General features: G+C 60.9%; 23 protein-coding genes. 10 read left to right on the top strand and 13 right to left on the bottom strand.

Annotation, left to right across the window (positions count from 1 at the left end; translation table 11 throughout):
* The first annotated feature begins 64 nt into the window (after window positions 1-64).
* Entirely contained in the window at window positions 65-391 is a 327-nt protein-coding gene (locus RO069_RS13845) for a BolA family protein (protein ID WP_328188319.1), read from the top strand.
* Complete coding sequence (locus tag RO069_RS13840) at window positions 388-1,011, top strand: L-threonylcarbamoyladenylate synthase (protein ID WP_328188317.1); 624 nt, start codon at window positions 388-390, stop codon at window positions 1,009-1,011. Before RO069_RS13845 ends, RO069_RS13840 begins: the two co-directional genes overlap by 4 nt.
* A 7-nt stretch (window positions 1,012-1,018) precedes the next feature.
* Here the strand turns inward: RO069_RS13840 and RO069_RS13835 are convergent, their stop codons facing one another.
* Window positions 1,019-1,666, bottom strand: a complete 648-nt coding sequence (locus RO069_RS13835) for a hypothetical protein (RefSeq protein ID WP_328188315.1) — start codon at window positions 1,664-1,666, stop codon at window positions 1,019-1,021.
* 187 nt (window positions 1,667-1,853) lie between these two features.
* Between RO069_RS13835 and RO069_RS13830 the strand changes: the two genes are divergently transcribed.
* The 3 genes from RO069_RS13830 to RO069_RS13820 are packed head-to-tail and all read left to right on the top strand — an operon-like array spanning window position 1,854 to window position 5,372.
* Window positions 1,854-2,621, top strand: coding sequence for an SDR family NAD(P)-dependent oxidoreductase (locus tag RO069_RS13830; RefSeq protein ID WP_328188313.1), 768 nt, complete (start codon window positions 1,854-1,856; stop codon window positions 2,619-2,621).
* A gap of 55 nt (window positions 2,622-2,676) precedes the next feature.
* On the top strand, window positions 2,677-4,371 hold the full coding sequence (locus RO069_RS13825) for an AMP-binding protein (RefSeq protein WP_328188312.1): 1,695 nt from the start codon (window positions 2,677-2,679) through the stop codon (window positions 4,369-4,371).
* On the top strand, window positions 4,368-5,372 hold the full coding sequence (locus RO069_RS13820) for an XdhC family protein (RefSeq protein WP_328188311.1): 1,005 nt from the start codon (window positions 4,368-4,370) through the stop codon (window positions 5,370-5,372). The genes RO069_RS13825 and RO069_RS13820 overlap by 4 nt, the downstream gene beginning before the upstream one ends.
* Here RO069_RS13820 and RO069_RS13815 read toward each other — a convergent pair.
* From RO069_RS13815 to RO069_RS13795, 5 genes are all read right to left on the bottom strand, one after another.
* Window positions 5,365-5,988, bottom strand: a complete 624-nt coding sequence (locus RO069_RS13815; protein ID WP_328188310.1) for a nucleotidyltransferase family protein — start codon at window positions 5,986-5,988, stop codon at window positions 5,365-5,367. The genes RO069_RS13820 and RO069_RS13815 overlap by 8 nt on opposite strands.
* A gap of 5 nt (window positions 5,989-5,993) precedes the next feature.
* Complete coding sequence (locus RO069_RS13810) at window positions 5,994-8,306, bottom strand: xanthine dehydrogenase family protein molybdopterin-binding subunit (RefSeq protein WP_328188309.1); 2,313 nt, start codon at window positions 8,304-8,306, stop codon at window positions 5,994-5,996.
* The gene (locus tag RO069_RS13805; RefSeq protein ID WP_328188308.1) at window positions 8,299-8,805 is read right to left on the bottom strand and encodes a (2Fe-2S)-binding protein; all 507 of its coding nucleotides are present in this window, start codon (window positions 8,803-8,805) and stop codon (window positions 8,299-8,301) included. The genes RO069_RS13810 and RO069_RS13805 overlap by 8 nt, the downstream gene beginning before the upstream one ends.
* Before the next feature lie 34 nt (window positions 8,806-8,839).
* Window positions 8,840-10,129, bottom strand: a complete 1,290-nt coding sequence (locus tag RO069_RS13800; protein WP_328188306.1) for a cytochrome c — start codon at window positions 10,127-10,129, stop codon at window positions 8,840-8,842.
* A 182-nt stretch (window positions 10,130-10,311) separates the two neighbouring features.
* The gene (locus RO069_RS13795) at window positions 10,312-11,133 is read right to left on the bottom strand and encodes a zinc-dependent peptidase (RefSeq protein WP_328188305.1); all 822 of its coding nucleotides are present in this window, start codon (window positions 11,131-11,133) and stop codon (window positions 10,312-10,314) included.
* 95 nt (window positions 11,134-11,228) lie between these two features.
* Here RO069_RS13795 and RO069_RS13790 point away from each other — a divergent pair, with 95 nt between their 5' ends.
* Complete coding sequence (locus RO069_RS13790) at window positions 11,229-11,783, top strand: DJ-1 family glyoxalase III (protein WP_328188303.1); 555 nt, start codon at window positions 11,229-11,231, stop codon at window positions 11,781-11,783.
* A gap of 16 nt (window positions 11,784-11,799) precedes the next feature.
* On the opposite strand, the gene RO069_RS13785 is transcribed toward RO069_RS13790, so the two are convergent.
* Window positions 11,800-12,531, bottom strand: coding sequence for an META domain-containing protein (locus tag RO069_RS13785; protein ID WP_328188302.1), 732 nt, complete (start codon window positions 12,529-12,531; stop codon window positions 11,800-11,802).
* A 165-nt stretch (window positions 12,532-12,696) separates the two neighbouring features.
* Window positions 12,697-13,689 carry an aldo/keto reductase gene (locus RO069_RS13780; RefSeq protein ID WP_328188300.1) on the bottom strand — a complete coding sequence of 331 codons (993 nt, stop codon included), beginning with the start codon at window positions 13,687-13,689 and terminating at the stop codon, window positions 12,697-12,699.
* Between the two features lie 464 nt (window positions 13,690-14,153).
* On the opposite strand from RO069_RS13780, the gene RO069_RS13775 reads away from it, so the two are divergent.
* The 4 genes from RO069_RS13775 (at window position 14,154) to RO069_RS13760 (ending at window position 16,333) form a co-directional block, all read left to right on the top strand.
* Entirely contained in the window at window positions 14,154-14,909 is a 756-nt protein-coding gene (locus tag RO069_RS13775; RefSeq protein WP_328188299.1) for a hypothetical protein, read from the top strand.
* Window positions 14,909-15,211 carry a hypothetical protein gene (locus RO069_RS13770; RefSeq protein ID WP_328188298.1) on the top strand — a complete coding sequence of 101 codons (303 nt, stop codon included), beginning with the start codon at window positions 14,909-14,911 and terminating at the stop codon, window positions 15,209-15,211. Before RO069_RS13775 ends, RO069_RS13770 begins: the two co-directional genes overlap by 1 nt.
* Window positions 15,212-15,392: 181 nt before the next feature.
* Window positions 15,393-15,971 (top strand): helix-turn-helix domain-containing protein, encoded by a 579-nt coding sequence (locus RO069_RS13765; RefSeq protein WP_328188297.1) that lies wholly within the window; start codon window positions 15,393-15,395, stop codon window positions 15,969-15,971.
* Entirely contained in the window at window positions 15,968-16,333 is a 366-nt protein-coding gene (locus RO069_RS13760; protein ID WP_328188296.1) for a hypothetical protein, read from the top strand. Before RO069_RS13765 ends, RO069_RS13760 begins: the two co-directional genes overlap by 4 nt.
* 4 nt (window positions 16,334-16,337) lie before the next feature.
* On the opposite strand, the gene RO069_RS13755 is transcribed toward RO069_RS13760, so the two are convergent.
* Genes RO069_RS13755 through RO069_RS13735 form a run of 5 tightly spaced genes read right to left on the bottom strand, consistent with a single transcriptional unit; the run spans window position 16,338 to window position 21,187 of the window.
* A complete protein-coding gene (locus tag RO069_RS13755) occupies window positions 16,338-17,633 on the bottom strand; it encodes a sensor histidine kinase (protein ID WP_328188295.1) in 1,296 nt (431 codons plus the stop codon).
* Entirely contained in the window at window positions 17,630-18,352 is a 723-nt protein-coding gene (locus RO069_RS13750) for a response regulator transcription factor (RefSeq protein ID WP_328188293.1), read from the bottom strand. The genes RO069_RS13755 and RO069_RS13750 overlap by 4 nt, the downstream gene beginning before the upstream one ends.
* Window positions 18,342-19,838, bottom strand: coding sequence for an ArnT family glycosyltransferase (locus RO069_RS13745; protein ID WP_328188292.1), 1,497 nt, complete (start codon window positions 19,836-19,838; stop codon window positions 18,342-18,344). The genes RO069_RS13750 and RO069_RS13745 overlap by 11 nt, the downstream gene beginning before the upstream one ends.
* Window positions 19,822-20,850 (bottom strand): glycosyltransferase family 2 protein, encoded by a 1,029-nt coding sequence (locus tag RO069_RS13740; protein ID WP_328188290.1) that lies wholly within the window; start codon window positions 20,848-20,850, stop codon window positions 19,822-19,824. Before RO069_RS13740 ends, RO069_RS13745 begins: the two co-directional genes overlap by 17 nt.
* Window positions 20,834-21,187 carry a GtrA family protein gene (locus RO069_RS13735; RefSeq protein WP_328188288.1) on the bottom strand — a complete coding sequence of 118 codons (354 nt, stop codon included), beginning with the start codon at window positions 21,185-21,187 and terminating at the stop codon, window positions 20,834-20,836. Before RO069_RS13735 ends, RO069_RS13740 begins: the two co-directional genes overlap by 17 nt.
* Window positions 21,188-21,445 lie beyond the last annotated feature (258 nt).

The following is a 21,445-nucleotide window of genomic DNA, read 5'->3' as shown; positions in this document are numbered from 1 at the left end:
AAGACGCGGCACAGGGTGTAGACTAGATAGCAACAGCCACCACACCAACAGAGATACTACGGGTATGCGGATACAGCAGTCGATCGAACAGAAACTGGGCGAACGTTTCGAGGGCGGTCACCTCACGGTGGAGAACGAGAGCCATATGCACAGCGTGCCGCCGAACTCCGAAACCCATTTCAAGGTCACGTTGATCTCGGACCAGTTTGAGGGTCAGTCCAGGGTGCGTCGCCACCAGGCCATCTACCAGGCCCTGTCCGAGGAGATGCAGGGCGGGGTCCATGCCCTGGCGCTGCACCTGTTTACACCGGAGGAATGGGAGCAGGCCGGCGGCCAGGTTCCCGACTCCCCCAACTGCATGGGCGGTTCCAAACGGGAGCAGGCGTCGTGAGTCAGTTTTTCCAGATCCATCCGGAAACACCCCAGAAGCGGCTGATCAACCAGGCCGTGGACATCCTCCGCAAGGGCGGTGTGATCGTCTACCCCACCGACTCCGGTTATGCCATCGGCTGTTGCCTGGAGGACAAGCAGGCGGCGGACCGCATCAAGCGTATCCGCAAGCTGGACGACAAGCACAACTTCACCCTGGTGTGCCGGGACCTGTCGGATGTGGGCATCTACGCCAAGGTGGACAACACCCAGTACCGCCTGCTGAAGAACTTCACCCCGGGGCCCTACACCTTCATCCTGGACGCCACCAGCGAGGTCCCCCGCCGCCTGCTGCATCCGAAGCGGCGTACCATCGGCCTGCGGGTGCCGGATAACGCCATCGTGCAGGCGCTGCTGGGGGAGCTGGGTGAACCCATTATGAGCAGCACGCTGATCCTGCCGGGGGAGGAAGAGGTCATGACCGACCCCTACGACATCCGCGATGTGCTGGAACACGAACTGGACCTGATCATCGATGGCGGTTTCTGCGGCATGGAACCCACCACCGTGGTGAACATGACCGGGGAAGTACCGGAGGTTACCCGGGTGGGCAAGGGCGACCCGGAGCCTTTCCGGGTGTAGTGTCCCGTCAGGCCCGGGCGTTAAGTCGGAAGGCGTAGGCCCGGGCACTGGATGCGGTATCGCCGGAGTCGCCAGAGAAGGTGCGGCGTATGCTGTCATAGCGGTGCACCAGGTCCTGCAGGCCGTTGAACTGCTGGTTATCGCTGACTAGAGTATCCAGCACGGTATTGCTGGTGCCATAGGCTTGGTTCAGCTTCAGGGCGGTGTCGACGAAGGTCAGTGTCGGTTCATTGACGCTCAGGCGCTGGAGCGCGTCCCGGAACTCCCGGCTGTTGTTCAGGTCCTGCTGGATACGCTGCCGCGGCTGTTCCGGCATCCGGCCCTGTATTTCCACCTCTCCGTTGCTCCCCCGGGAGGCGGCAATCTGGGTGGTGGGTTGCATGCTGTACTCGGCAAGCTTGTGCCGCAGGGTCTCCCGCACGAAGGCAATATCCTGCCCGACCTGTTGCCGGTACTCGGTGACGGACAAGCGCCCGGTCTTGCTCCGGGGCTGGCCACCGGTGAGGGTAAAGGTGTCGTCATTGCCCTGGCGGGTATCCGTCGGCGTGGCCTGGCTGGCCTTGCCTGCCGCTCCGGCCTGGGGATCAGCGGCCTTGCGGGCGGTGGCCTGCTGGAACTGGCTACCGGCCTTGATCAATGATGTCAGCAGAGACATGGTGGCTTTACCTCCGGAACAAACCGGCCAAACAATGACGTGTCAGGAGGATGTAAGCAGGAATCGCGCCAGGAGGTCTGATGCCGACCTTCCCCGATCACTATCCCTGACACTGGCAATTTCCTGATTAGCATGCTTTCCTTTAACGGATTTCAATAAAAACAACCCCATAGAAGGTAGTAGAACCATGTCCCTATTCGATCTTTCCGGAAAAGTCAGCCTGGTCACCGGTGCCGGGCGTGGCATTGGCCGCAGCATTGCCCTGGGCCTGGCCGACGCGGGCAGCGACCTGGTGTTATGCAGCCGCAGCCGCGACGAACTCGAGGTTGTGGCCGGGGAGGCCCGCAGCAAAGGCGTCCAGGCGTGGGTCGTCACCTGTGATGTGGGTGACCCGGGGCAGATCACGTCCGCCGTGGAAACCGCCATCCGCGAGGCCGGCCATATTGATGTGCTGATCAACAATGCCGGGCTGGCGATCAAGCGGCGCGCCGAAGACCTGCCGCTGGAAGACTGGCAGACCATTATCAACATCAACCTGACCGGCGTGTTCCTGATGGCCCAGGCGGTGGGCCGGCACATGCTTGAGCGTGGCAGCGGCAGCATCGTGAACATTTCCTCCATCGCCGGCAAGACCGGGCTGATCGGCTCGTCCGCCTATTGTGCGAGCAAGGGTGGCGTCGACATGCTCACCAAGACCCTGGCGGTGGAGTGGGCCGAGCGCGGGGTGCGTGTCAATTCACTGGCGCCGGCGTATACCGAAACGCCCCTGGTGAAGTCCATCACCGATGTGCGAGCGGACTTCGCTGAACAGGTGGTCGCCCGTACCCCCATGAAACGCATGGCCGATCCTGACGAAATGGTGGGCACCGCGATTTTCCTGGCATCCCGGGCCTCGTCCTATGTCACCGGTGAGACGGTGATGGTCGACGGTGGCTGGACGGCCCTCGGAGCCTGAGCAGACCCTGTTTCGACAACCAAGTCATCAACAAACAGAACAAGAAGGAGTACCCATGAACCAAGCCGTTGTTGCCCCGGATGCCCCCTGGTTCTCCAGCTATCCCCCCGAGATTCCCCACCAGCCGGAACTGACCGGCCTGTCGGTCCACCAGATGCTGGCCCAGGCCGCGGGCCGTTGGCCGCAACGGGCGGCCGTCAACTTCATGGGCCGTGACCTGAGCTATACAGAGCTGGACCAGTTGGTGTCACGGGCCGCCGCCGGGTTCCAGGCACTCGGCGTTGGTCCCGGCGTCCATGTAGGACTCTATCTGCCCAATACGCCCCACGGCATACTCTGTTTCCTGGGTGTCCTGCGGGCCGGCGGTGTGGTGGTGAACTATTCGCCCCTGGATGCCGAGCGCATCCTGGAGCACAAGATCGGTGACAGCGAGACCGATATCATGGTCACTGTCGACCTCAAAGCACTGCTCCCCAACATGACCGGGTTCCTGGGCAACTCCCGCCTGCGGAAACTGGTGGTGGGATCGGTGGACGAGTTCTCGGGCCAGCCGGAGGCCGTGCGCGGCAAACTGGAACAGGCCGGGGAACTGGCGGAGGTACCCCGGGACGAGCAGGTGATGAGCTTTGCCAGCCTGCTGGATAACGATGGCCACTACCAGCAACACGCCGAGGCCAACGACCTGGACCGGCTGGCGGTGCTGCAGTACACCGGCGGTACCACCGGCGCCCCCAAGGGGGCCATGCTGACCCACGGCAACATTGCCGCCGCCGCGGATCAGCTGGGCACGGCCCTGAAGACCACGGTATCGCCCGGGGAGGAGAAGGTACTGGCGGTGCTGCCGCCCTTCCATATCTATGCCATCGTGGTGAACATGCTGTTTGGCCTGCGTAACGGCGCCACGCTGTACCAGCACATCAAGTTCGATCCGGAACAGGCCCTGGAAACCATCCAGAAGGACGGGATCACGGTGTTTCCGGCGGTGCCCACGATGCTCTCGGCCCTGCTGGCCTTCCCGAAGCTGGGGGACTATCAACTGGATTCCCTGAAACTCTGCAACTCCGGTGGCGCCCCGTTGCCCGTGGAGTTGCAGCAGCGGTTCCAGGAGGCGGCCAGCTGTTCCGTCAAGGAAGGCTGGGGCATGACGGAAACCACCGCCCTGGGCACCTTCACCCCGGAGGGCATGCCGTCCCCCGACGGTGCCTGCGGGGTACCGGTGCCGGGTATCGACCTGAAGATCATTGCCATGGATGGCAGTGACCGGGAAATGCCCCAGGGAGAGCGGGGCGAACTCTGCATCGCCGGCCCCAACGTGATGACAGGCTACTGGAAGCGGGACGACGCCACCGCCGAGTCCATGACCGCCAATGGCTATTTCCGCACTGGTGACGTGGCCTGGATGGATGACAAGGGGTTCGTCTACATCGTCGACCGCACCAAGGATATGATCATCTGCAGTGGCTACAACGTCTACCCGCGCAATATCGAGGAGGCCATCTACGAGCACCCGGCCGTGGCGGAAGTGTCGGTAATCGGCGTACCGGACGATTACCGGGGCCAGAGCCCACGGGCCTACATCACCCTGCGGGAAGGACAGCCGGAGCCCACCCTCGATGAGATGAAGGCGTTCCTCAAGCCGCGCCTGGGTAAACACGAGATGATCCACGGTCTGGAGGTTCGCGATGAACTGCCCAAGACCCCCGTGGGCAAGCTGTCCAAGAAGGAACTCTACGCCGAGGTGGGGCGTTGACCAGGGAGACTGCCACAGCCACCAGGCTGCGCAGTTGGGACTGCCTGGTGGAGGACTTCCTGGCCTTCCGGGCACAGGGGCAGGCGGTTGCCCTGGTCACGCTGGTGAACTCGGAGGGCGGCTCACCCCGCCCGCCGGGGAGCCAGATGGTGGTGGCCGCCAATGGCGACCATGCCGGACACCTGACCGGCGGCTGCGCGGAGAGCGTGATCGTCGACGAGGCCCGGGCCGCATTGGGGGAAGGGCGCAACCGCACCCTGCGCCTGGGGGCGGGGTCGCAATACCTGGACATCCAACTCCCTTGCGGCGCCTCGGTGGAACTCTATATCGACGTGACCGTGGACGACGGGACCATGGCCGCCGTCCAGGCTGCCCTGGGGCAACGCCAGGTGGTGGCCCTGGATACCCTGGCGCCGGGCTCTCACCAAGTGGTCATCGACCCAGGGGATGGCAGCCCCGCTACGGGTTTTCGACGCTGCTACTACCCGCCCCGGCGGCTGCTGATCTACGGCAAGGGGCCGAATGCCTACACTCTGGCGCGCCTGGCCCGGGAAAGCGACCTCCAGGTATCACTCCACGCACCAGACCGGGCCACCCTGTCGGCCTGTGACGGTACCGGCGTGGATACTGGCCTGCTGACATCGCCAGCGTCGGTCCGGGTGCCGCCGCTGGATGCGCACACGGCGGTCGTGCTGATGTTCCATGAGCATGACTGGGAGCCGGCATTGCTGAGGCAGTTGCTACCGACCAATGCCTTCTATCTCGGGGCGCTGGGCAGCCGCCGCACCCACCAGCAGCGCTGTGAGCAACTGGCGGCGGACGGCTTCCCGCAGGCAGCGGAGCGCATCCATGGACCGGTGGGGCTGGATATCGGGGCCGGCAATCCGGTGGAGATTGCCCTCTCTATCCTCGCGGAAATGGTCCGGGACTATCGCCGGGGGCAGGGCAACAGGCCACTGCTGATCAGGGCGAGCGCTGAGACCGTCGACCGGGTTACGTGAGCGCCGCCAGATCCGCCGGGGTATCCACATCCGCCATGACGCCGGCGATGGCAATCCGCTGTGCTCCAGCGGCCTCCAGAAGTCGTCCCGCCCCCCGGTCACCCTCCAGGGTCAGCACCGCCGGCCATAGCCACCGTGGCAGGTAGGCGGGGACCCCCGGGCGCCCTCCATAGTCTGCCGCAAACGGTTTTTCGGGCATCTGTTGCGCCGCGTCCCGCAGCCGCCCCAGGGCGTCATGATCCAGCAGCGGCTGGTCCACCAGCACCACGAACACGCCCCGGGCCGTGGACGGTAGGGTATTTATGCCTCTTTTCAGGGAGGCGGACATGCCTTGGGGCCAGTCGTCCGTATCCAGCCATGATGAAGGGCGTTGGCCGGCCCTGAGGGGCAGCAGTGGCCCCCGGCACCCCGTGATCACCCGGACATCGGCGCTGAGCCGGCGGGCCTGGCCTATGGCGTGATCCAGCAATGACCGGTTCCGCCACCGGGCCAGGGCCTTGGCCCGACCGAACCGGCGGGACGCGCCCGCCGCCAGTACCAGGGCCGGCAGGGTGTTCGTGGCGCGAAAGGCCGCCGCACACGCCTGCCGACATCGCGAGCCGTTACCGGCGACCACCGGCGTCAGGCCTGCAGGGCCTTGCGCACGGCCTCGGCGGTGATGGGGATCTCCCGCATCCGCACCCCGACCGCCGCGAAGATCGCGTTGGCAATGGCGGGGCCGGTCACCGTGGTGGCCGGTTCCCCCAGGCCCACGGCGGTCTCGGTGCTGTCGATGAACTCGATCTCCAGTTCCGGCACGTCCCCCATCCGCATCGGGGTATAGGTGTTGAGGTTACGGGCCACGGGTTCCCCTTTCTCGAAGTGGGTGCCTTCATGGAGGGCCATACTGGCGCCCCACAGGGCCGCCCCTTCCACCTGGGCACGGGCACCATCCGGATGGACGACGGTGCCGGCGTCGGTCACCAGGGTCAGTTTCTCCAGCTTCACCCGTCCGGTCTCCCGGTCCACGTTCACTTTCGCCACGCAGGCGGTCCAGGTGGGCATATTCCGCTCCTGGCCATAGGTGGTGGCGACACCCAGTCCGGTGCCTTCGGGCATCTCCTGACCCCATTCCGAGAGGGCCCGCACCCGCCGCAGCACATTGGCCTGGCGGGAGGCCCCGCCCACGGAATTGGGCGCTTGCCCCGCGTTCCTGCCCTCCGCCTTCAGCAAGGCCAGGCGGAAGTCGATGGGGTCCTGGCCCGCCTTGCGGGCGGCCTCATCCATGAACGACTCCAGGGCGAAATTGACCCAGCCGGAGCCCACGGAACGCAGCCAGCCGGGGCGGAAGGTGGCATTGGCGAGATCATTGGAGATGGCCCGGACCCGATGCGGGCCCACGGAATACCAGTGGGCCGCCCCCTGGATGGAGAAGGGGTCGAAGGGCTCGTCGTTGGCTCCCTTGGGCATGAAGAAGGGGGCCATCACCTGAGTGGGCCAGCCCGCCGTGGCGTGGTGCTCCATACCCACCGGGTTGCCGTCGCCGTCAAAAGCCATCCGCAGGCGCTGATAGGAGGGCGAGCGCAGGGAATCGAAGCGGCTGTCGTCCTCCCGGGTCAGTACCAGCTTCACCGGCTTGCCCAGCTGCTGCGAGGCCAGCGCCGCCGGCACCGCGTAGTCACCGTTCAGCCGGCGGCCAAAGCCACCACCGAGCATGTAGGTGCGCATGATCACCTGGCTCTCCTTGACACCGAGGGCCTTGGCCAGCACCGGAATGATCAGGGACTGCCACTGGTTGCCGGTGTGGATCTCCCAGGTGCCGTCCTTCTCGTAGGCCAGGGCGTTCACCGGCTCCATCTGGAAATGCAGCACACTGTGGGTGATGTAGTCCTGTTCGAAGACGTCAGCGGCGCCGCCGAAGGCATCGTCCACGCCCTCGTCCGGGAACATGATGGAGCCCTTGTCCGGGTTTTCGATCAGTTTCACACCGTGGTCCAGGATGTCCTGCTCGCTGACATCGGCGGTGTCGCCGGCGCTCCAGTCCACCTTCACCTTCGCGGCGGCCTTGTTGGCGGCGTGGAAAGAATCGGCGATCACCACGGCCCAGCCGGGCACGGTATTGGTGGGGTCCTCCAGCACGATGGTCTGCCGGTAGCCCTTGACCGATTTCGCCTCGCTGTCGTCCACACTGTTCACCGTCGCGCCATAGCGGGTTGGCGGAATCAGCGGGCGTCCGTACACCATACCATCCACCTTGGCATCCAGGCCGTAGCGGCTGGCGCCGTCGGTCTTGCCCGGGATGTCCAGGGCCATGGATTCCCGGCCGATCAACCGCCGCTGGGAGGGCGGTTTGATGGGCATTTCCTTGAGTTCTTCCTCACTGTAGGTACGGGTGAGGTCGCCCCGGCTGACAATATCGCCATAGCTGATGCTCTGGTCCCCGGCAATGACCTGGCTGTTGCGGGCCTGGCACTGGTCCGGGCTGACGCCGAGCAGGCGGGCGCCTTCCTCGATCAGGGCCTGCCGGCCCGCGGCCCCGGCCTGGCTCAGGGGGGTGAAGTTCTGCCAGACGGACCAGCTACCCCCGGTCACCATCAGGCCCCACTTGGGATCGCTGTCCACATGGTTCAGTTCCACCATGGACCAGTCCGCCTCCAGCTCGTCGGCCACAATACGGGCCAGGGCGGTGCCCACGTGCTGGCCCATTTCCGCCTCGGCGATATTAACCACAATGCGGCCATCCGGGTGCAGGTGGTACCAGATCGTGGGTTCGAAGGCTTCGGCCTGCACCACGTCCTCCGGTTGGGCAAAGCTCAGGCCGGAACGGAAGAAGGCGAGGGTGAAGCCGGCGCCGGCGGCGCCGATCAGGAAGCCGCGGCGGCTCAGGGACAGCCCCTGGTCTGTGTTGTCCTGGCTGCCCTCGGGACGGTTGAGATAGCGGTAGAACTTACTCATTGGTGGCCCCTCCTGCCTCGGACGCCTCGACGGTGTCGCCGCCGTTCAGTTCCCGGGCGGCCAGTTTGATGGCCTCGCGGATCCGTACGTAGGCCATGCAGCGACAGAGGTTTCCCCCCATCACCGAATTGATCTGCTCGTCGGTGGGCTCCGGGAAGTCCCGCAGCATGGCGGCGGCCTGCATGATCTGGCCGCTCTGACAGTAGCCGCACTGGGGCGTCTGGGTCTGCACCCATGCCTTCTGCAGGGGGTGCTGGCCGTCTGGCGCCAGTCCCTCGATGGTGGTGACGGTGGCATTGGCCACGGATTCCACCGGGGTGATGCAGGACCGGGTGGCGCGGCCATTGACCAGCACCGTGCAGGCACCACACATGCCGATGCCGCAGCCGTACTTGGTGCCGGTCAGGTCCAGGTCATCCCGCAGGGCCCAAAGCAGGGGGGTATCCCCCTCGATGTCCACGGCCACGGCCTGGCCGTTGAGTTGGAATTCAGTTGCCATGTGTTGTCGCTCCGTTCTGGTCTCTCGGCCAGGGTTATTGTTGTCTCTGGTCCCGAATGGTCTGTTCCAGGTTGTCCCAGGCCGGCTGATCGGTGTGGGTGTCCCGCAGGAAGGCCAGCAGGCTGGCGATCTCCTGGTCGCTGAGGGCATCCGCAAAGCCGGGCATCATCACACCGGCGATACCCTCCTCCTGGGAGACCCCATGCAGGGTGGCCCGCACCAGGTTGACCGGGTCCGGTGCCGATACCGCGCTGTTCAGGCTCATTTCCGGGCGCATGGCGCTTGGATCGGCAGGGTCGTTGTAGTGGCAGGAGGCGCAGGCATAGGCAAACAGCCGTTCGCCCTGGCCCATGGTGGTGCCGGGTTCCATGCGCTCATGGGCGCTCTCTATGGCGTCGGCGGCCTGGCTTGCGGCCTGCTGGTTGTCGCCGGCCCCGGACAGGTCGCTGAGCCAGACGGACAGGCCGCGGATATCCTCATCCGGTGCCAGCTCAAGGCCGTCGTGGACCACTTCCGCCATGGAGCCGATGGCCACGCCATGGTAGGGGGAGCCGCCGCTGCGCAGGTAGGCGTAGGCGGCGTCCTCGGTCCAGTCCACGGGCGACCGGTTGCTGGCATTGAGGGCCGGGGCGTACCAGTTGTTGACCACGGTGCCTTCCCAGGCACGACTGTCGTCCTCGGCACCGAACGGGTTGCGGGGTGAATGGCAGGCGCTGCAGTGTCCCAGCCCCTCGGCGATGTAGGCACCACGGTTCCAGTCCCCGCCCTTGCCGTCGTCGGCCACATAGCGGCCCTCATCGAAGAACAGCAGTTTCCAGCCCGCCTGCAGCATGCGGATATTGAACGGAAACTCCACGGTATTCTCCGGCGCCTCGGCCCGGATCGGCTCGCGAGTCATCATATAGGCGTAGAGATCCGCGACATCCTCATCGGTCATTTTAGTGAAATGAGTGTAGGGAAAGGCCGGGAACAGGTGCGTCCCGGACCGGTCCACCCCCTCACGCATGGCCCGGGCAAAGGCCTCTTCCGACCACTGGCCGATGCCGGTCTGTGGGTCGGGGGTGATGTTGGTGGAATAGATTGTGCCGAATGGCGTCGGCATGGCCAGGCCGCCAGCAAACGGTTGTGCCGGATCGGTGGTGTGACACGTCTGGCAGTTGCCCAGGCCGGCGAGGACTTCGCCCCGGTCGATCTGTTCCTGGCCGAACTGGTCGCTGGCCGGTGGATCCACGGGGTCTATGGAAGACTCCCATGCAATCACCAGGAAAACGGCCAGCACCACAACGGCCAGGCCAATGATTCCCATCAGGATTTTCTTGATCACCGTTCTTCTCCCTGTTTGACCCGATGATCGGGTTTTGGGTGGGTACGGAGAAACGTTGTTTTATAGTTAGCGTGCTTCCGGGTGCATGACGAACATCGTCACCAGCTACCAGTCTAGGCAACGAATGGCCGGATTCGCCAATCCAGATCCAAAACCCGCCCGGAGCGAGGGTTGGCAGGGCGTCAGAAATAGTCCAGTGGATTGATACGGTAGAAACCGCAAAGGGTTTCATAGACTTTTGGCTGTTCGGCAAACAGGTGGGCCGGTTGCTGGAAGAAGGTCTCGGTGAGCACGGCAAAGAACTCGGCGGGTTCCGTGGCGCCGTAGGGATCCAGCCAGCTCGTCTGACGTTGGCTGAGGGACTGTTGCAGGTGCGCGTAGGCCTCGCTCATGGTCTGTTGCCAGTGCTGGGCCTGGGCACCGGCGAGAGGGGGCGCCCCATCAGCGGAGCCATCCAGGTAGTCCAGTTGGTGGGCAAACTCGTGGAGGATCACGTTGTGGTGACTGTCCGGCGACAGCGCGCCGCTCTCGCAATCATCCCAGGACAGTACCACCTGACCCATGGACGAGGCCTCGCCGGCGCGCACCTCGTGGGCGGTGTCCACGATCATGCCATTATGGCGGGGTTCCGTGACATGGTAAGCGGACGGGTAGACCAGGATGCTGCGGACCTCGTCGTAGTTGCTGTAGGAGCGACCGAGGATCAGCAGGCAGGCATGACCGGCAATGGTCAGGCGCACGGTGTCATCCACCTCGAAACCGTCGCAGCCGTAGAAATCCTTCTCTGACAGGAATAGCTGCACCCGCTGCTCCAGGTCTGTCTTCAGGTGGGACGGCAGGCGGTTGTACAGGGGAACCCGCTCCGCGAGCAGGGCACGCCATTGTGGGGGGAAGGGCCGTTGCAATTCGCGGCGCCGACGCCAGCGGCGGTAGAAGAAGAGATAGAACACGGCCAGCGCGATGGCGGCGATGGCAAATACGGCGAAGATCAGGCCTGGCGACATAGTCCGCTGGTACCCCTGGAAGGCTACGGGTTGGGTTCATGGATATAGTACAGTAATCCTATCCCCTTTCAGGCCCGACGTGTTAAGGAGACACCATGAACATGACCGCCCTGGTACCCGTTGCCGACGGCAGCGAAGACATTGAAGCCATTACCATTATTGACGTGCTGCGCCGTGCCAGCGTGGAAGTGACCGTGGCCAGCGTCCATGAGCACCAGACCGTTACCCTGTCCCGCCGGACCCGGATAACCGCTGATGCCCTGCTGCAGGACTGCGTCGACCAGGACTACGACCTGATCGCGCTGCCGGGCGGCATGCCCGGGGCCCGTAACCTGTCGGAGTGCGCCCTGTTGATCGACCGCCTCCGCAAACAGCGGGAGGCGGGGTTCTGGTACGGCGCCATCTGTGCGGCTCCGGCGGTGGCGCTGGCTCCCCACGGCCTGCTGGATGGCGTGGCGGCGACCGGCCATCAGGCCTTCCGGGACGACCTGCCGGACCGGTCGCGGGAGCATGAGCGGGTGGTGGTCGACCAGAACTGCATCACCAGCCAGGGACCCGGATCCGCCATCGAGTTTGCCCTGGAACTGGTGGCCAGGGTGTGCGGGCAGGACGTGCGAGACCAGGTGGCCGCGCCAATGATGCTGCCTTAATGGACGGGGTCTGAGTTCAGTCGTCCCGCCGGCAGGTATAGGTGATGCCATCCACTTCGAGCATGGTTTCCGGCGCCTTGTTCCAGAGCGTCACGGAGTCGTTGACGTAGCGGGCGCCGGAGGCGGTCACGCTGCGCTGGAGGGTTTCCGACCGGTCGCCCAGGCTGATTGTCAGGGTTTCATCCCCCGTAAAATGCAGGTCCATCGGTCCCATACCTTCACAATTGAAGTGAACCACGGACTTGACCGGGGACATGTCCTGGACCTGCGGCTGGGTGGCTGCGCCACTGGTGGTGGGATCCTCGTCGATCTGGATCATCTTCAGGCGGGTCCTTTCCCTGTCATCAATGATCAGCAGCCAGGTGTCCGATTCCATACGATAGCTGGTGGCCCCCATCAACCCATGAAGGAATCGTTGCTCCTGGGCCGAGATGGCCGGTACGCAGGCTTTCAGGGTGCTGCCCAGATCCCTGATGGTGATGGATGAGCCCACCGTCTCGTAGCTGCCGAAGTAGTGGTTGCAGCCGGTGTAGCCGGTTACCCTGCCATCGTCGAAGGCCACGGTGATCATGGAGTTGTCGATAATGCCACCCTCGTCCACATCCTCCACCTGCCACACCGTGCCATCCAGCTGCGGCGGTGTGGACGGTTCCTCTGTCGTACCGCCAAACCAGCCGGCACAGCCAACCAGGGTCAGGGCGGGGAGTGAGATCAGTAATGAGCCAGCCAGGGAGCGTTTGTTCATCATGGGTGAGTGCGCCTTGTCGTTTGCAAAGGGGAAGTGCAGATAGCTTAGATGATGGTGGGGTGTGCGTCGATGGACGTCTGAGAGGTAGGCTTTCGCGGACCATAAAAGCCGGCTCCTCTGGAAAGAGGCCGGCTTTGTGTTGGGTGATCACCAATGGGACCAGTATCAATCCTGCCGGCCTGGTGGCGCCATGAATTCCGGCCCTACCGGATCGGTAACGTGTTCTTTCAGGATGTCATCGATGGCAAGCAGGTCGTCGCTGTTCAATGACCAGCCTTCGATCTCGCTGACCGGGTCCAGTTGGTCCGGCCGCCGTGCGCCCCACAGGGCCGTTGTCACGCCCGGCTGGTCAATCAGCCACCGCAAGGCCAGGGCCAGCACCGACTTGCCGAACCTGTCGGCGGCATACTGCTCCAGCGCGTCCACTGCCCCCAGGTACTGCGCGAAACGGTCACCCTGGAATTTCGGATCGTTGTTGCGAAGGTCATCCCCCTCGAACCGGCTGTTCCGGGTCATCTTCCCGGTCAGCAGTCCCCGGCAAAGGCCGCCGTAGGTAATGGTGGCAATGTCGTTATCCCGACAATAGGGGAGGATGTCGTCCTCGATCTCCCGTTCGAAAAGGTTATAGGGTGGCTGCAGACTGTGCAGCGGCGCGAACTTGCGGAACTCGTCCATCTGCGCCGGGGTGAAGTTGCTGACGCCAATTGCCCGGATCTTGCCGTCCCGCAGCAGCCGTTCCATGGACCGTGCGGTCTCCTCCATGGGCGCGACAGGATCCGGCCAGTGGATCTGGTAGATATCAATGGTGTCGGTCTTCAGGCGGCGTAGCGAATCCTCCACCTCCTTCTCGATGCGGGCGGCGGTAGCATCCCGGAACACGTTCCCGTCACCGTCCCAGTTCAGGGCCACCTTGGTGGCCAGGGCGACCTTTTCACGACGACCACCGGCCAGGGCCTTGCCAACAATTTCCTCCGAGCGCCCGAAACCATAGACCGGCGCCGTATCCACCAGCCCGATGCCCCGGTCGACGGCGGCGTGAATGGTGTCAATGGACTGGGCTTCGTCCGTACCGCCCCACATCCAGCCGCCAATAGCCCAGGTCCCCAGGCCGACTGGCGTGACGTTGATATCGGTGTTGCCAAAGGTGCGGGTCTGCATGGTGCCTCCGTGGTCCGAATCTGTGGGAATGGGGTTTATCATGTCTTCATGATTAGTCATGGGGTGGCTGGCGTGGCTATTCAATGATGGGAAGTGACGTATGGGGAAATGTATATGGCAAACGGAAAACAGAACTCAAATAGCGAATAGCAATCGGCGTGGGCAATGGCAACGAACGAACACACGCCGGTGAGCGTTCAGGAGAGGCCGATTTTTCGTTTGCTGTACATCCGTAGCGTCCGGTTCGGGGGGGAGAAGACGGAGGACAGACCAACGCGCCTATCTGCACTGCACTTTGTCGTAGTTTCGTGACTCCTTCCCTTGGTTAACCAGCGAAACGTCAGGTATGCTCCTTGACTCTTTCGCGTACGTACGAGGCGGCTGTTCCGCGTACATCGCAGCTTTACAAGTTCAGGGACAGGATGATGGGCAACGGATTGACGGTGTTTCTCGGTGGAGCCGGGATGAACGGAAGCTATCAGGAAGATTTCATTACCAGCCTACGTCAGGCAGGGATAGCAAATCCGGTCTACGGCAACTACTCTGCCTTGTTTGAGGGATTTGACCACCACCTCTACACGACCATTGATACGCTGGGTGACGCCTCAGCTGTTATTTTTTACAACCAGAGCAAGAATGACCCTATCGCCCTTCAGCTTGTGAATACGAACCAATGCAAGGTTGAAGGGAAGTACAGTGCTTTTGGGATGGTGGTGCACGAGTATTCCGGAAGGAATAATCGGGGCGAAGAATGTGCGCGGTACGTGCTTCGCTATGAACTGGATACGCCAAGGGAAGTCATCTTTTCGCTGCCAAGCATTGGCATCCAAAAGCAGCTACCCACCAGAGGCCAGTTCAACTTTGTTGGCTATTCCTGGGGCGCAGTCATCGCTGCCCGTTCAGCCCTCTACTACGCCAATTTCCAGGTGAAGGTCGATAATCTCGTACTGGTGGGAGCCCCCATAAACGCCAGCCTTCTCACTGCTGTCAGGACTCATCCCAAGATAAAAAACGTCATTGTCATCGACCTGGGCCAACACGGTGATCCCATATACGCGGGTATGAGTGATGGCGAGTTGATCGAGGCGGTGCCTACACTTGGCATGCAGATGGTGAGGGGGAAAGGAGAGGGGCATTTCTACTATGCGGTAGAAAACGGAGAAGGGCAGACCCGCCGCCACCTCTTGGCACGATCTCTATTCCAGAAGGGGTTGCGTTAATGTGGTTTTTGAGAGGCCTGCTAATTATTGAACTCCTGGCTTGCCTGCTACTCCACGGTGCCAAGGCTTGGGGGTGGGAGCCCGCCGACGAGTCATCAATTCTGGTCTGGGCGTTTCTGTTTGCCTTTCCAATGTCGGTCCTCGGTTTTGTCCCAGCCCTGATACTCCTTGTCGTCGATGCAGTGCGTTTCAGGCGCAGGTCGATGGCCATTGCCCTGGGGTGGGTCGGTTTCGATGTGGTCATGCCGGTCCTGAACCTGATCGTTTTCAACGCTTATTATGAGCAGATTGGCCAGATGTGAGGCCAGGACGCCTTGGGGCGTATTTCTCTCCCGTTGTCCTCTTTATGATTTTCAGACATTCCCCGGTACCCGGGCTGTATGATCGTGTGCCGTTCGATACCCCTTATGGCAAGGCCTGGGTGTATATCTGAAACCCTGATCTGTCGGGCTACCTGGCGATTCGCTCTGGTGGCTGGTTGGCATGGGAGCCGCGTTGATGTTCCGGTTACCTCAGGGTGTTTCGAAAAATTCGAATATTGACATTGGTCTGGTAATTTCGAATAATTCGAAAAGATACGGTGGTACTGAGAAGGCTTTCGCGATGAACTCTGTAAACGAAAAACTTCCGACCCGGGAAGAAGCACTCCTTGCCCGAGCATGCAGCCAAGGGTTGTCAGCGGTCATTGATACCAGGTCTGAGGCACAGGACATTACTCTCACCGATCGGGAGGGTGTGGCCCATAAGGTATCTATCCCCGTCAGCGCGCTGCGTCTGTTTGTGGAGCTTCTGACTCAGCTGGGAGAAGGCAATATGGTTAAGCTGGTGCCTATCCATGCTGAACTGACGACTCAGGAGGCGGCGGACCTGCTCAATATTTCACGTCCAACCCTGATCAAACTGTTGGACGAAGGCGCACTGCCTTATCACCGCGTCGGTAACCGGCGCAAAATACTGTTTTCGGAGCTTCAGGCCTACAAGAGACAGATTGAAGAGGAGCGTCTGGCGGCTCTGGATGAACTGGGCAGCCTTGATCAGGATCTGGGGATGGGATACGAGTGAACTCACATTACACAGTAATCTACGATGCGTGTGTGATGTATCCAGTTCCGTTAAGAAGCTTTTTGATGTACTTGGCGCAAACGGGTATTTATCGTGCTCGCTGGACTGATCAAATTCACGATGAATGGATTCGAAACCTGCTGGTACGACGCCCGGATATTCCCCGTGAAAAGCTGAACCGGGTTCGGGAGTTGATGGATCGGTACAACGTTCAGGCCGTGCATCCTGATCGGTTTATCGCTGACCGGTTTGATATGGATGCTGCAAGCGTAATCAAGGCGGCGCGCAATCAACGACGCAGCCTGAAGAATCCGGCCAAGAGCTCGGCCACGATTCTCGTGACGAAAGCTATTGGGCCATGATTGATCAGTTCCCATCCATTTCGTAAATGTAAATCAAAAATTCAGTGCCCGTGCTGTCGGACTTTGGCACCTCAATCTTCCAGCCTAGTCGCTCACAGACCAGGCGGACGATCAACAGCCCAAATGTTGTATTACTGAAATCCCCGTTTCTGGAATCCGTGGTGAACAATGGTCTTGGAGCGTTCAGGCGGTTGGCCAGTTCCTCGGGAAGCCCGGCCCCGAAGTCCCGAACCGATAGGGTATTTCCGCTGATCCTCACCTTTACCTCGGATCGCGTATGACGCAACGCGTTCTGCAGCAGATTGCGTAATAGCATTCTGACCAAAGGAGGATTCGTGTTGACGCTCAGATCAGGGTCCTCGCTGGTTATAATGATTCGGTCTCTATGGCCTGGATGGCTCTGCTCAAGCTCCTCAACAGTTGCTTGAACAATGTCCTTCAGCACAATGGGTGTGTCACTCTCGCTGGACGGTTCAACACGGGCCAGCTCAAGCAGAACCTCTGTGTCATCGCGCATGGTGTGCAGGGCACGACGGATGCGGGCAAGGGTTTTCTGATCCCCTTCGGAAAGGCTTTGGCGTTGCTCAAGAATTTCCAGAGCGCCGTTCATGACGGCCAGCGGGGTCCGGAGTTCATGGCTGGCAAGCTTCACAAAGGATTTCTCACGCTCAACATGATGTTCAAGAGCAGACAGGAAGCGGTTGAACGCCTCAGCGATCTCGTGGAACTCTTGGTCCTGATAGTCCGTGGCAATCCTCGACATGGATGATCGCGGCTCGGTACCGGACACTTCCAGGGTCAGCTTTCTGAAGGGACGGACCAGATAACGGGCTCCCATCCGGGCAACAAGATAACTGATGAGTAGCATCCCAGCAGCCACACCAATTAATACAAGCTGAACCAGGAATTCACGATTCTCCATGATCGTGATGTCCTGGGCCAGGAAGAGCTTGCCCTGTGGCTCATCCAAGTGTTCACCGATGATCAGCAAAGTCGTCTCGCCCAGTTCGACCTCACGGGAAAAGGGCATAGACCGACCACGAAAATAGGCGGGCAGGACGGCTTCGGACTCCCCTGCGGGGAGAAAAATGGCTTCCAGTCGGGCTGTTTTGACTGGCTCGAATTTGCGGTTGCGGATCTGTTTCTTGAAATAGTCTGCGTCCGCTTTCAGTTCAAGATCAAGAATGGTGTCCTCGATATCCTCTGCGAATTGCTCGACGATCACCAGTGAGACGGTGGCTGTGGCGGCGATAAGAACAAACAGTGTCCGGGTCAGGCGGGTAATGACCGACGACTTCATCGGCTATTCGCTCCCTCGTTATCGGGGGCCTCCAGGCGGTATCCCCGGCCATGGACCGTTTTCACCAGGGCCTCGCCCACCCCTGCCTGCAGGGATTTACGAAGCGTGTAAATGTGTGTGCGCAAACTGTTTCCTTCAATGTCACCATGACGCGCACCTCCCCAAAGGGCGTCACTTAAAGCCTCGTGACTGAGAAAGTTCGGATAGGCTCGTATCAGCATTTCAAACAGGCGGGCGGGAGTACCGGACAAGGCTGTTGTTCTTCCATTTAATCGGACCTCCAGCGTCCCAGGATCAAACCGGACGTCGCCGGCCTGCACGACATCCGGTTGGGGCGAATGGCGTCGGTGCAGGGCCTCCACTCGCAATTGCAGTTCCCGTAGCTCGAAGGGCTTGACGATATAGTCGTCGGCGCCTGCTTCAAAACCCTGTTCCTTGTCCTTCAGAGCGCCGAGTGCTGTCATCAGGAGAATCGGTGTCTGGCATGAGAGGTCTTGCCGGATGCGTCGGCAGATCTCAAACCCATTGACTCCCGGAAGCATCAGATCAAGGACAATGACGTCATAGGTCTGGGTTGCCAGCAAATGCAGTGCAGTCAGACCATCAGCCGCAAAATCCAGGACATAGCGATCCTCGCCCAGAAACTCAAAGAGGTTTTCGGCGAGGTCTACCTGGTCCTCGACGATTAGCAATCTGAGCGGTGGTCGATCAGCTGTCATTCAGTCTAACTCCGCTGGCACTGGACACTGATGGCTTGTTGCCTTTGTGTGGGTCGATTGTCATAAGGGAATATCGGCGATTCTCCATGACCGTGAAGGCCGACGGGAACCGACCGGTCAAATTATCTTTCGGCCAGTCATCTGGTACCGCCAGGTATAGCTGTTGGAATCGGTTACTCTGGTTTAGCTCATTCAGCTCCTCTGGCGTCACCTCCCGGGCCATTCCCCGGGAGTAAAACCTTGCCGAAAATGGCAGGTCATCCAGGTATAACAATGGACTGTCGCCTTCTTCACGGACCTGCTGGTAATAGTTTACCAGCCCCTTCTCAGTCTTTAGTGGTGTCAGCCCCATCGCTGCGGCCCCTACGAATACAGTCAACAACACCGGGACCACTCCAGCCAGAAGCGCTCTGCCCCGGGATGACCAGACAGACTCCAGTTGCGCCGCCCAGCGCCCAATCAAAATCGCGGTAAACGGCAATGATGGCAGTATATAGGTCCACAGGGTATTGCCGGCCAGGGAGAAAAACAGCATCGGTGATAGTGCGCACGCCAGCAGAAACATCAGGGCAGGGTCCGATACCGCGGGTTTCAGAACAGCCATGTCCCGGTTCCTGAGGCATTTCGTGCCCAGAGCTGCCGGTGCGACTATACCCCAGGGGAACGACGCCCAGAACCAGAATACCCATATCATGCCTTTGGGTTCGTCGTGGGCACTGCCGTATAGGTCCCCGGCCCACCCAGGATCCAGGAAGCGTCGCAGGTGCTCGCCGACGATGAAGTAATCGAGGAAGCCTGGCGTCTTTAGTTCCGCCAACAGGTACCAGGGGCCTGCCAGCATCAGCGTTAACAGTGCACCGCGAAACCAGGGGAATCTGGCCAGAGTGCGAACCTCCTGCCGGTTCAGAAGCAGCCATAAGGCAATCGGGATTCCGGTCAGTACGACAGATACTGGCCCCTTTGCCAGCAGCCCAATGGCGGCGCCGATAAAGAAGAGCCATCGCCAGGCTCCCGACTGTCCAGAGATCACCAGAAAGAAGCTGACCAGTGACAAGGTGGTACCCAGTGCCAGGAAGGCGTCGGTCATGACGGCGCCGGCACTGATATAGGTCAACGCCATAGTGGCGAATACCATACTGGACCACTGGGCGGCCTTGGCGCCCCAGACCTGCCTGGTCGCCCGCCAGACAAGCCAGACAAGCCCCAGGGTAGCCAGCCAGGATGGGAACCGTAAGGCAAATTCCGAAACACCAAGTGCTTTGATCGAGATCGCCTGGGCCCAGAATGACAAGGGCGGCTTGCCCCAGAAGGGTACGCCAGGTTCGAACCAGGGCGTAATCCAGTCACCTGTTTCGGCCATCAAGCGTGCTATTTCGGCATAACGAGGTTCGGTGGTGTCCACCAGGGGAAAAAGCGCCATGCCAATCAGTCGACTCGCCAGAATGGCAGTAAGAGCCAGCAGTATGACGTTAAACCGCTTTGACATAACGCTCTCCTGCCTGCGGATTCTCGCTTGATTGATATCGCCGGTGAGGATTTTCCACGACCTCCTCGGTCACATAGACCGGTCGTTGCTTCGATTCCATATACGTCTTGCCCACATACTCGCCGACGATGCCTATGCTCAACAGCTGGATCCCGCCCAGAAAGCTGATGATCGCCACCAACGATGGATAACCACTGGTAGCAACTCCCAGAACCATGGCCTTGACCACTATCCACACTCCGAACAGTGCACCAACGCTGGCAGCTAGCAGACCGATGATCGTTGCCCACCGCAAGGGTGATACGGAGAACGACGTCAGGCCTTCGATGGCCAATCCGACCAGACCCGGGTAGTCCCACTTGGTGTCACCGGCAGCTCGGGGATCGCGATCGTACTGGATCACCTGGGTGGGCAGTCCTATCCAGGCAAACAGCCCTTTCATATAACGGTTGCGCTCTTTTAATTGCAGCAGTATGTCAACAGCCATGCGGCTCATGAGCCGGAAATCGCCGGTATCCACCGGAATATCGGTGCGACTTGTGCGACTGAGCAGACGATAGAAAAGATGCGCACTCCAGCGTTTGAAAAGGGTTTCTCCGGCCCTGGAACGGCGCTGCATCAGGACCACATCGGTGCCGGTGCGCCAGCAGTCGACCATGGCTGGTATGTGTTCAGGAGGATCCTGCAGATCCGCATCGATGATAATTACAGCATCGCCCCTGGCGTTCTCCAGCCCGGCTGTCAGAGCGGCCTCCTTGCCGAAGTTACGGCTCAGTTTAACCAGTCGGACGCCGGGCTTACTGGTAACGAGGTCTTTGATGTAATCAGCGCTTCCATCGGTACTGCCATCATCAACCATCACCATTTCCCAACAGACGTCCAGTGTCCCCAGGGTGGGAAAAACTCGCTTCACAAACAGGGGCAACATTGCCCGCTCATTGAACACGGGTACGACGATCGACAGCAAAGGCTTTTCACGAGCCTTGTCCGCGAATTCAACTCGTTGGTTCATGGAATACCAGCCTCTTGTAGATGATGTAATTCAGTGCCGCCACCAGACCTGTGGTAATGGCCTGGGATAAGGTGACGGGGACAGACAGGGCACTGTTTAACAGGAAGAAAAGGATGAGGTTGCACAGCCAGGCAAAAAGGCAGGAGCCTGCATAGCGCCACAGCGTGATACCGTGAGGACCAGCTTTAGTGAATGCCAGGCGACGCTGAAGCCCATAGTTCATCAGGGCGCCAGCTACGCTTCCGACGGCGGTTGAGAAGGTTGGACCAAGTCCGATACCGATCAGCCCTGCCATCACGAGCCAGTGAAACGCCGTCGCAAGGCCTCCGGCAGCCACAAAGCCCTGCACTCGTCTGGGAGCGATTCTGTGTATAACGGAAACTGTCACATTGATTAACCGGATTACTGACTGATGAGTGAAGCGTCAGGGTAAACGGCCCGGCATCATCGTTTTGTGGGGATTTTGTCAAGAAAACGTCAAAGCTGGAGCCAGCGGGGGCCTTGGCGGGACAGCTCCAGAATCTCGATTTGGACTGCTCTTATAGTTTTATCGGTGAGTGAATGCGTGACATCGATCCTGGTCGATTAGCTCCGG

The sequence above is a fragment of the Marinobacter sp. OP 3.4 genome (assembly GCF_036224885.1).
Lineage (GTDB): Bacteria > Pseudomonadota > Gammaproteobacteria > Pseudomonadales > Oleiphilaceae > Marinobacter.
The sequence above is the reverse complement of the archived record's forward strand: the minus strand, read 5'-3'. Positions and strand labels throughout refer to the sequence as shown.

Excerpts from the sequence above, each read along its gene's own strand:
- RO069_RS13830 (WP_328188313.1), top strand. The coding sequence starts at position 1,854 with ATGTCCCTATTCGATCTTTCCGGAAAAGTCAGCCTGGTCACCGGTGCC.
- RO069_RS13740 (WP_328188290.1), bottom strand. The coding sequence starts at position 20,850 with ATGAACCAACGAGTTGAATTCGCGGACAAGGCTCGTGAAAAGCCTTTG.
- RO069_RS13845 (WP_328188319.1), top strand. The coding sequence starts at position 65 with ATGCGGATACAGCAGTCGATCGAACAGAAACTGGGCGAACGTTTCGAG.
- RO069_RS13770 (WP_328188298.1), top strand. The coding sequence starts at position 14,909 with ATGTGGTTTTTGAGAGGCCTGCTAATTATTGAACTCCTGGCTTGCCTG.
- RO069_RS13775 (WP_328188299.1), top strand. The coding sequence starts at position 14,154 with ATGAACGGAAGCTATCAGGAAGATTTCATTACCAGCCTACGTCAGGCA.
- RO069_RS13745 (WP_328188292.1), bottom strand. The coding sequence starts at position 19,838 with ATGTCAAAGCGGTTTAACGTCATACTGCTGGCTCTTACTGCCATTCTG.
- RO069_RS13785 (WP_328188302.1), bottom strand. The coding sequence starts at position 12,531 with ATGATGAACAAACGCTCCCTGGCTGGCTCATTACTGATCTCACTCCCC.
- RO069_RS13795 (WP_328188305.1), bottom strand. The coding sequence starts at position 11,133 with ATGTCGCCAGGCCTGATCTTCGCCGTATTTGCCATCGCCGCCATCGCG.
- RO069_RS13750 (WP_328188293.1), bottom strand. The coding sequence starts at position 18,352 with ATGACAGCTGATCGACCACCGCTCAGATTGCTAATCGTCGAGGACCAG.
- RO069_RS13780 (WP_328188300.1), bottom strand. The coding sequence starts at position 13,689 with ATGCAGACCCGCACCTTTGGCAACACCGATATCAACGTCACGCCAGTC.
- RO069_RS13825 (WP_328188312.1), top strand. The coding sequence starts at position 2,677 with ATGAACCAAGCCGTTGTTGCCCCGGATGCCCCCTGGTTCTCCAGCTAT.
- RO069_RS13810 (WP_328188309.1), bottom strand. The coding sequence starts at position 8,306 with ATGAGTAAGTTCTACCGCTATCTCAACCGTCCCGAGGGCAGCCAGGAC.
- RO069_RS13805 (WP_328188308.1), bottom strand. The coding sequence starts at position 8,805 with ATGGCAACTGAATTCCAACTCAACGGCCAGGCCGTGGCCGTGGACATC.
- RO069_RS13790 (WP_328188303.1), top strand. The coding sequence starts at position 11,229 with ATGAACATGACCGCCCTGGTACCCGTTGCCGACGGCAGCGAAGACATT.
- RO069_RS13755 (WP_328188295.1), bottom strand. The coding sequence starts at position 17,633 with ATGAAGTCGTCGGTCATTACCCGCCTGACCCGGACACTGTTTGTTCTT.
- RO069_RS13835 (WP_328188315.1), bottom strand. The coding sequence starts at position 1,666 with ATGTCTCTGCTGACATCATTGATCAAGGCCGGTAGCCAGTTCCAGCAG.
- RO069_RS13765 (WP_328188297.1), top strand. The coding sequence starts at position 15,393 with ATGGGAGCCGCGTTGATGTTCCGGTTACCTCAGGGTGTTTCGAAAAAT.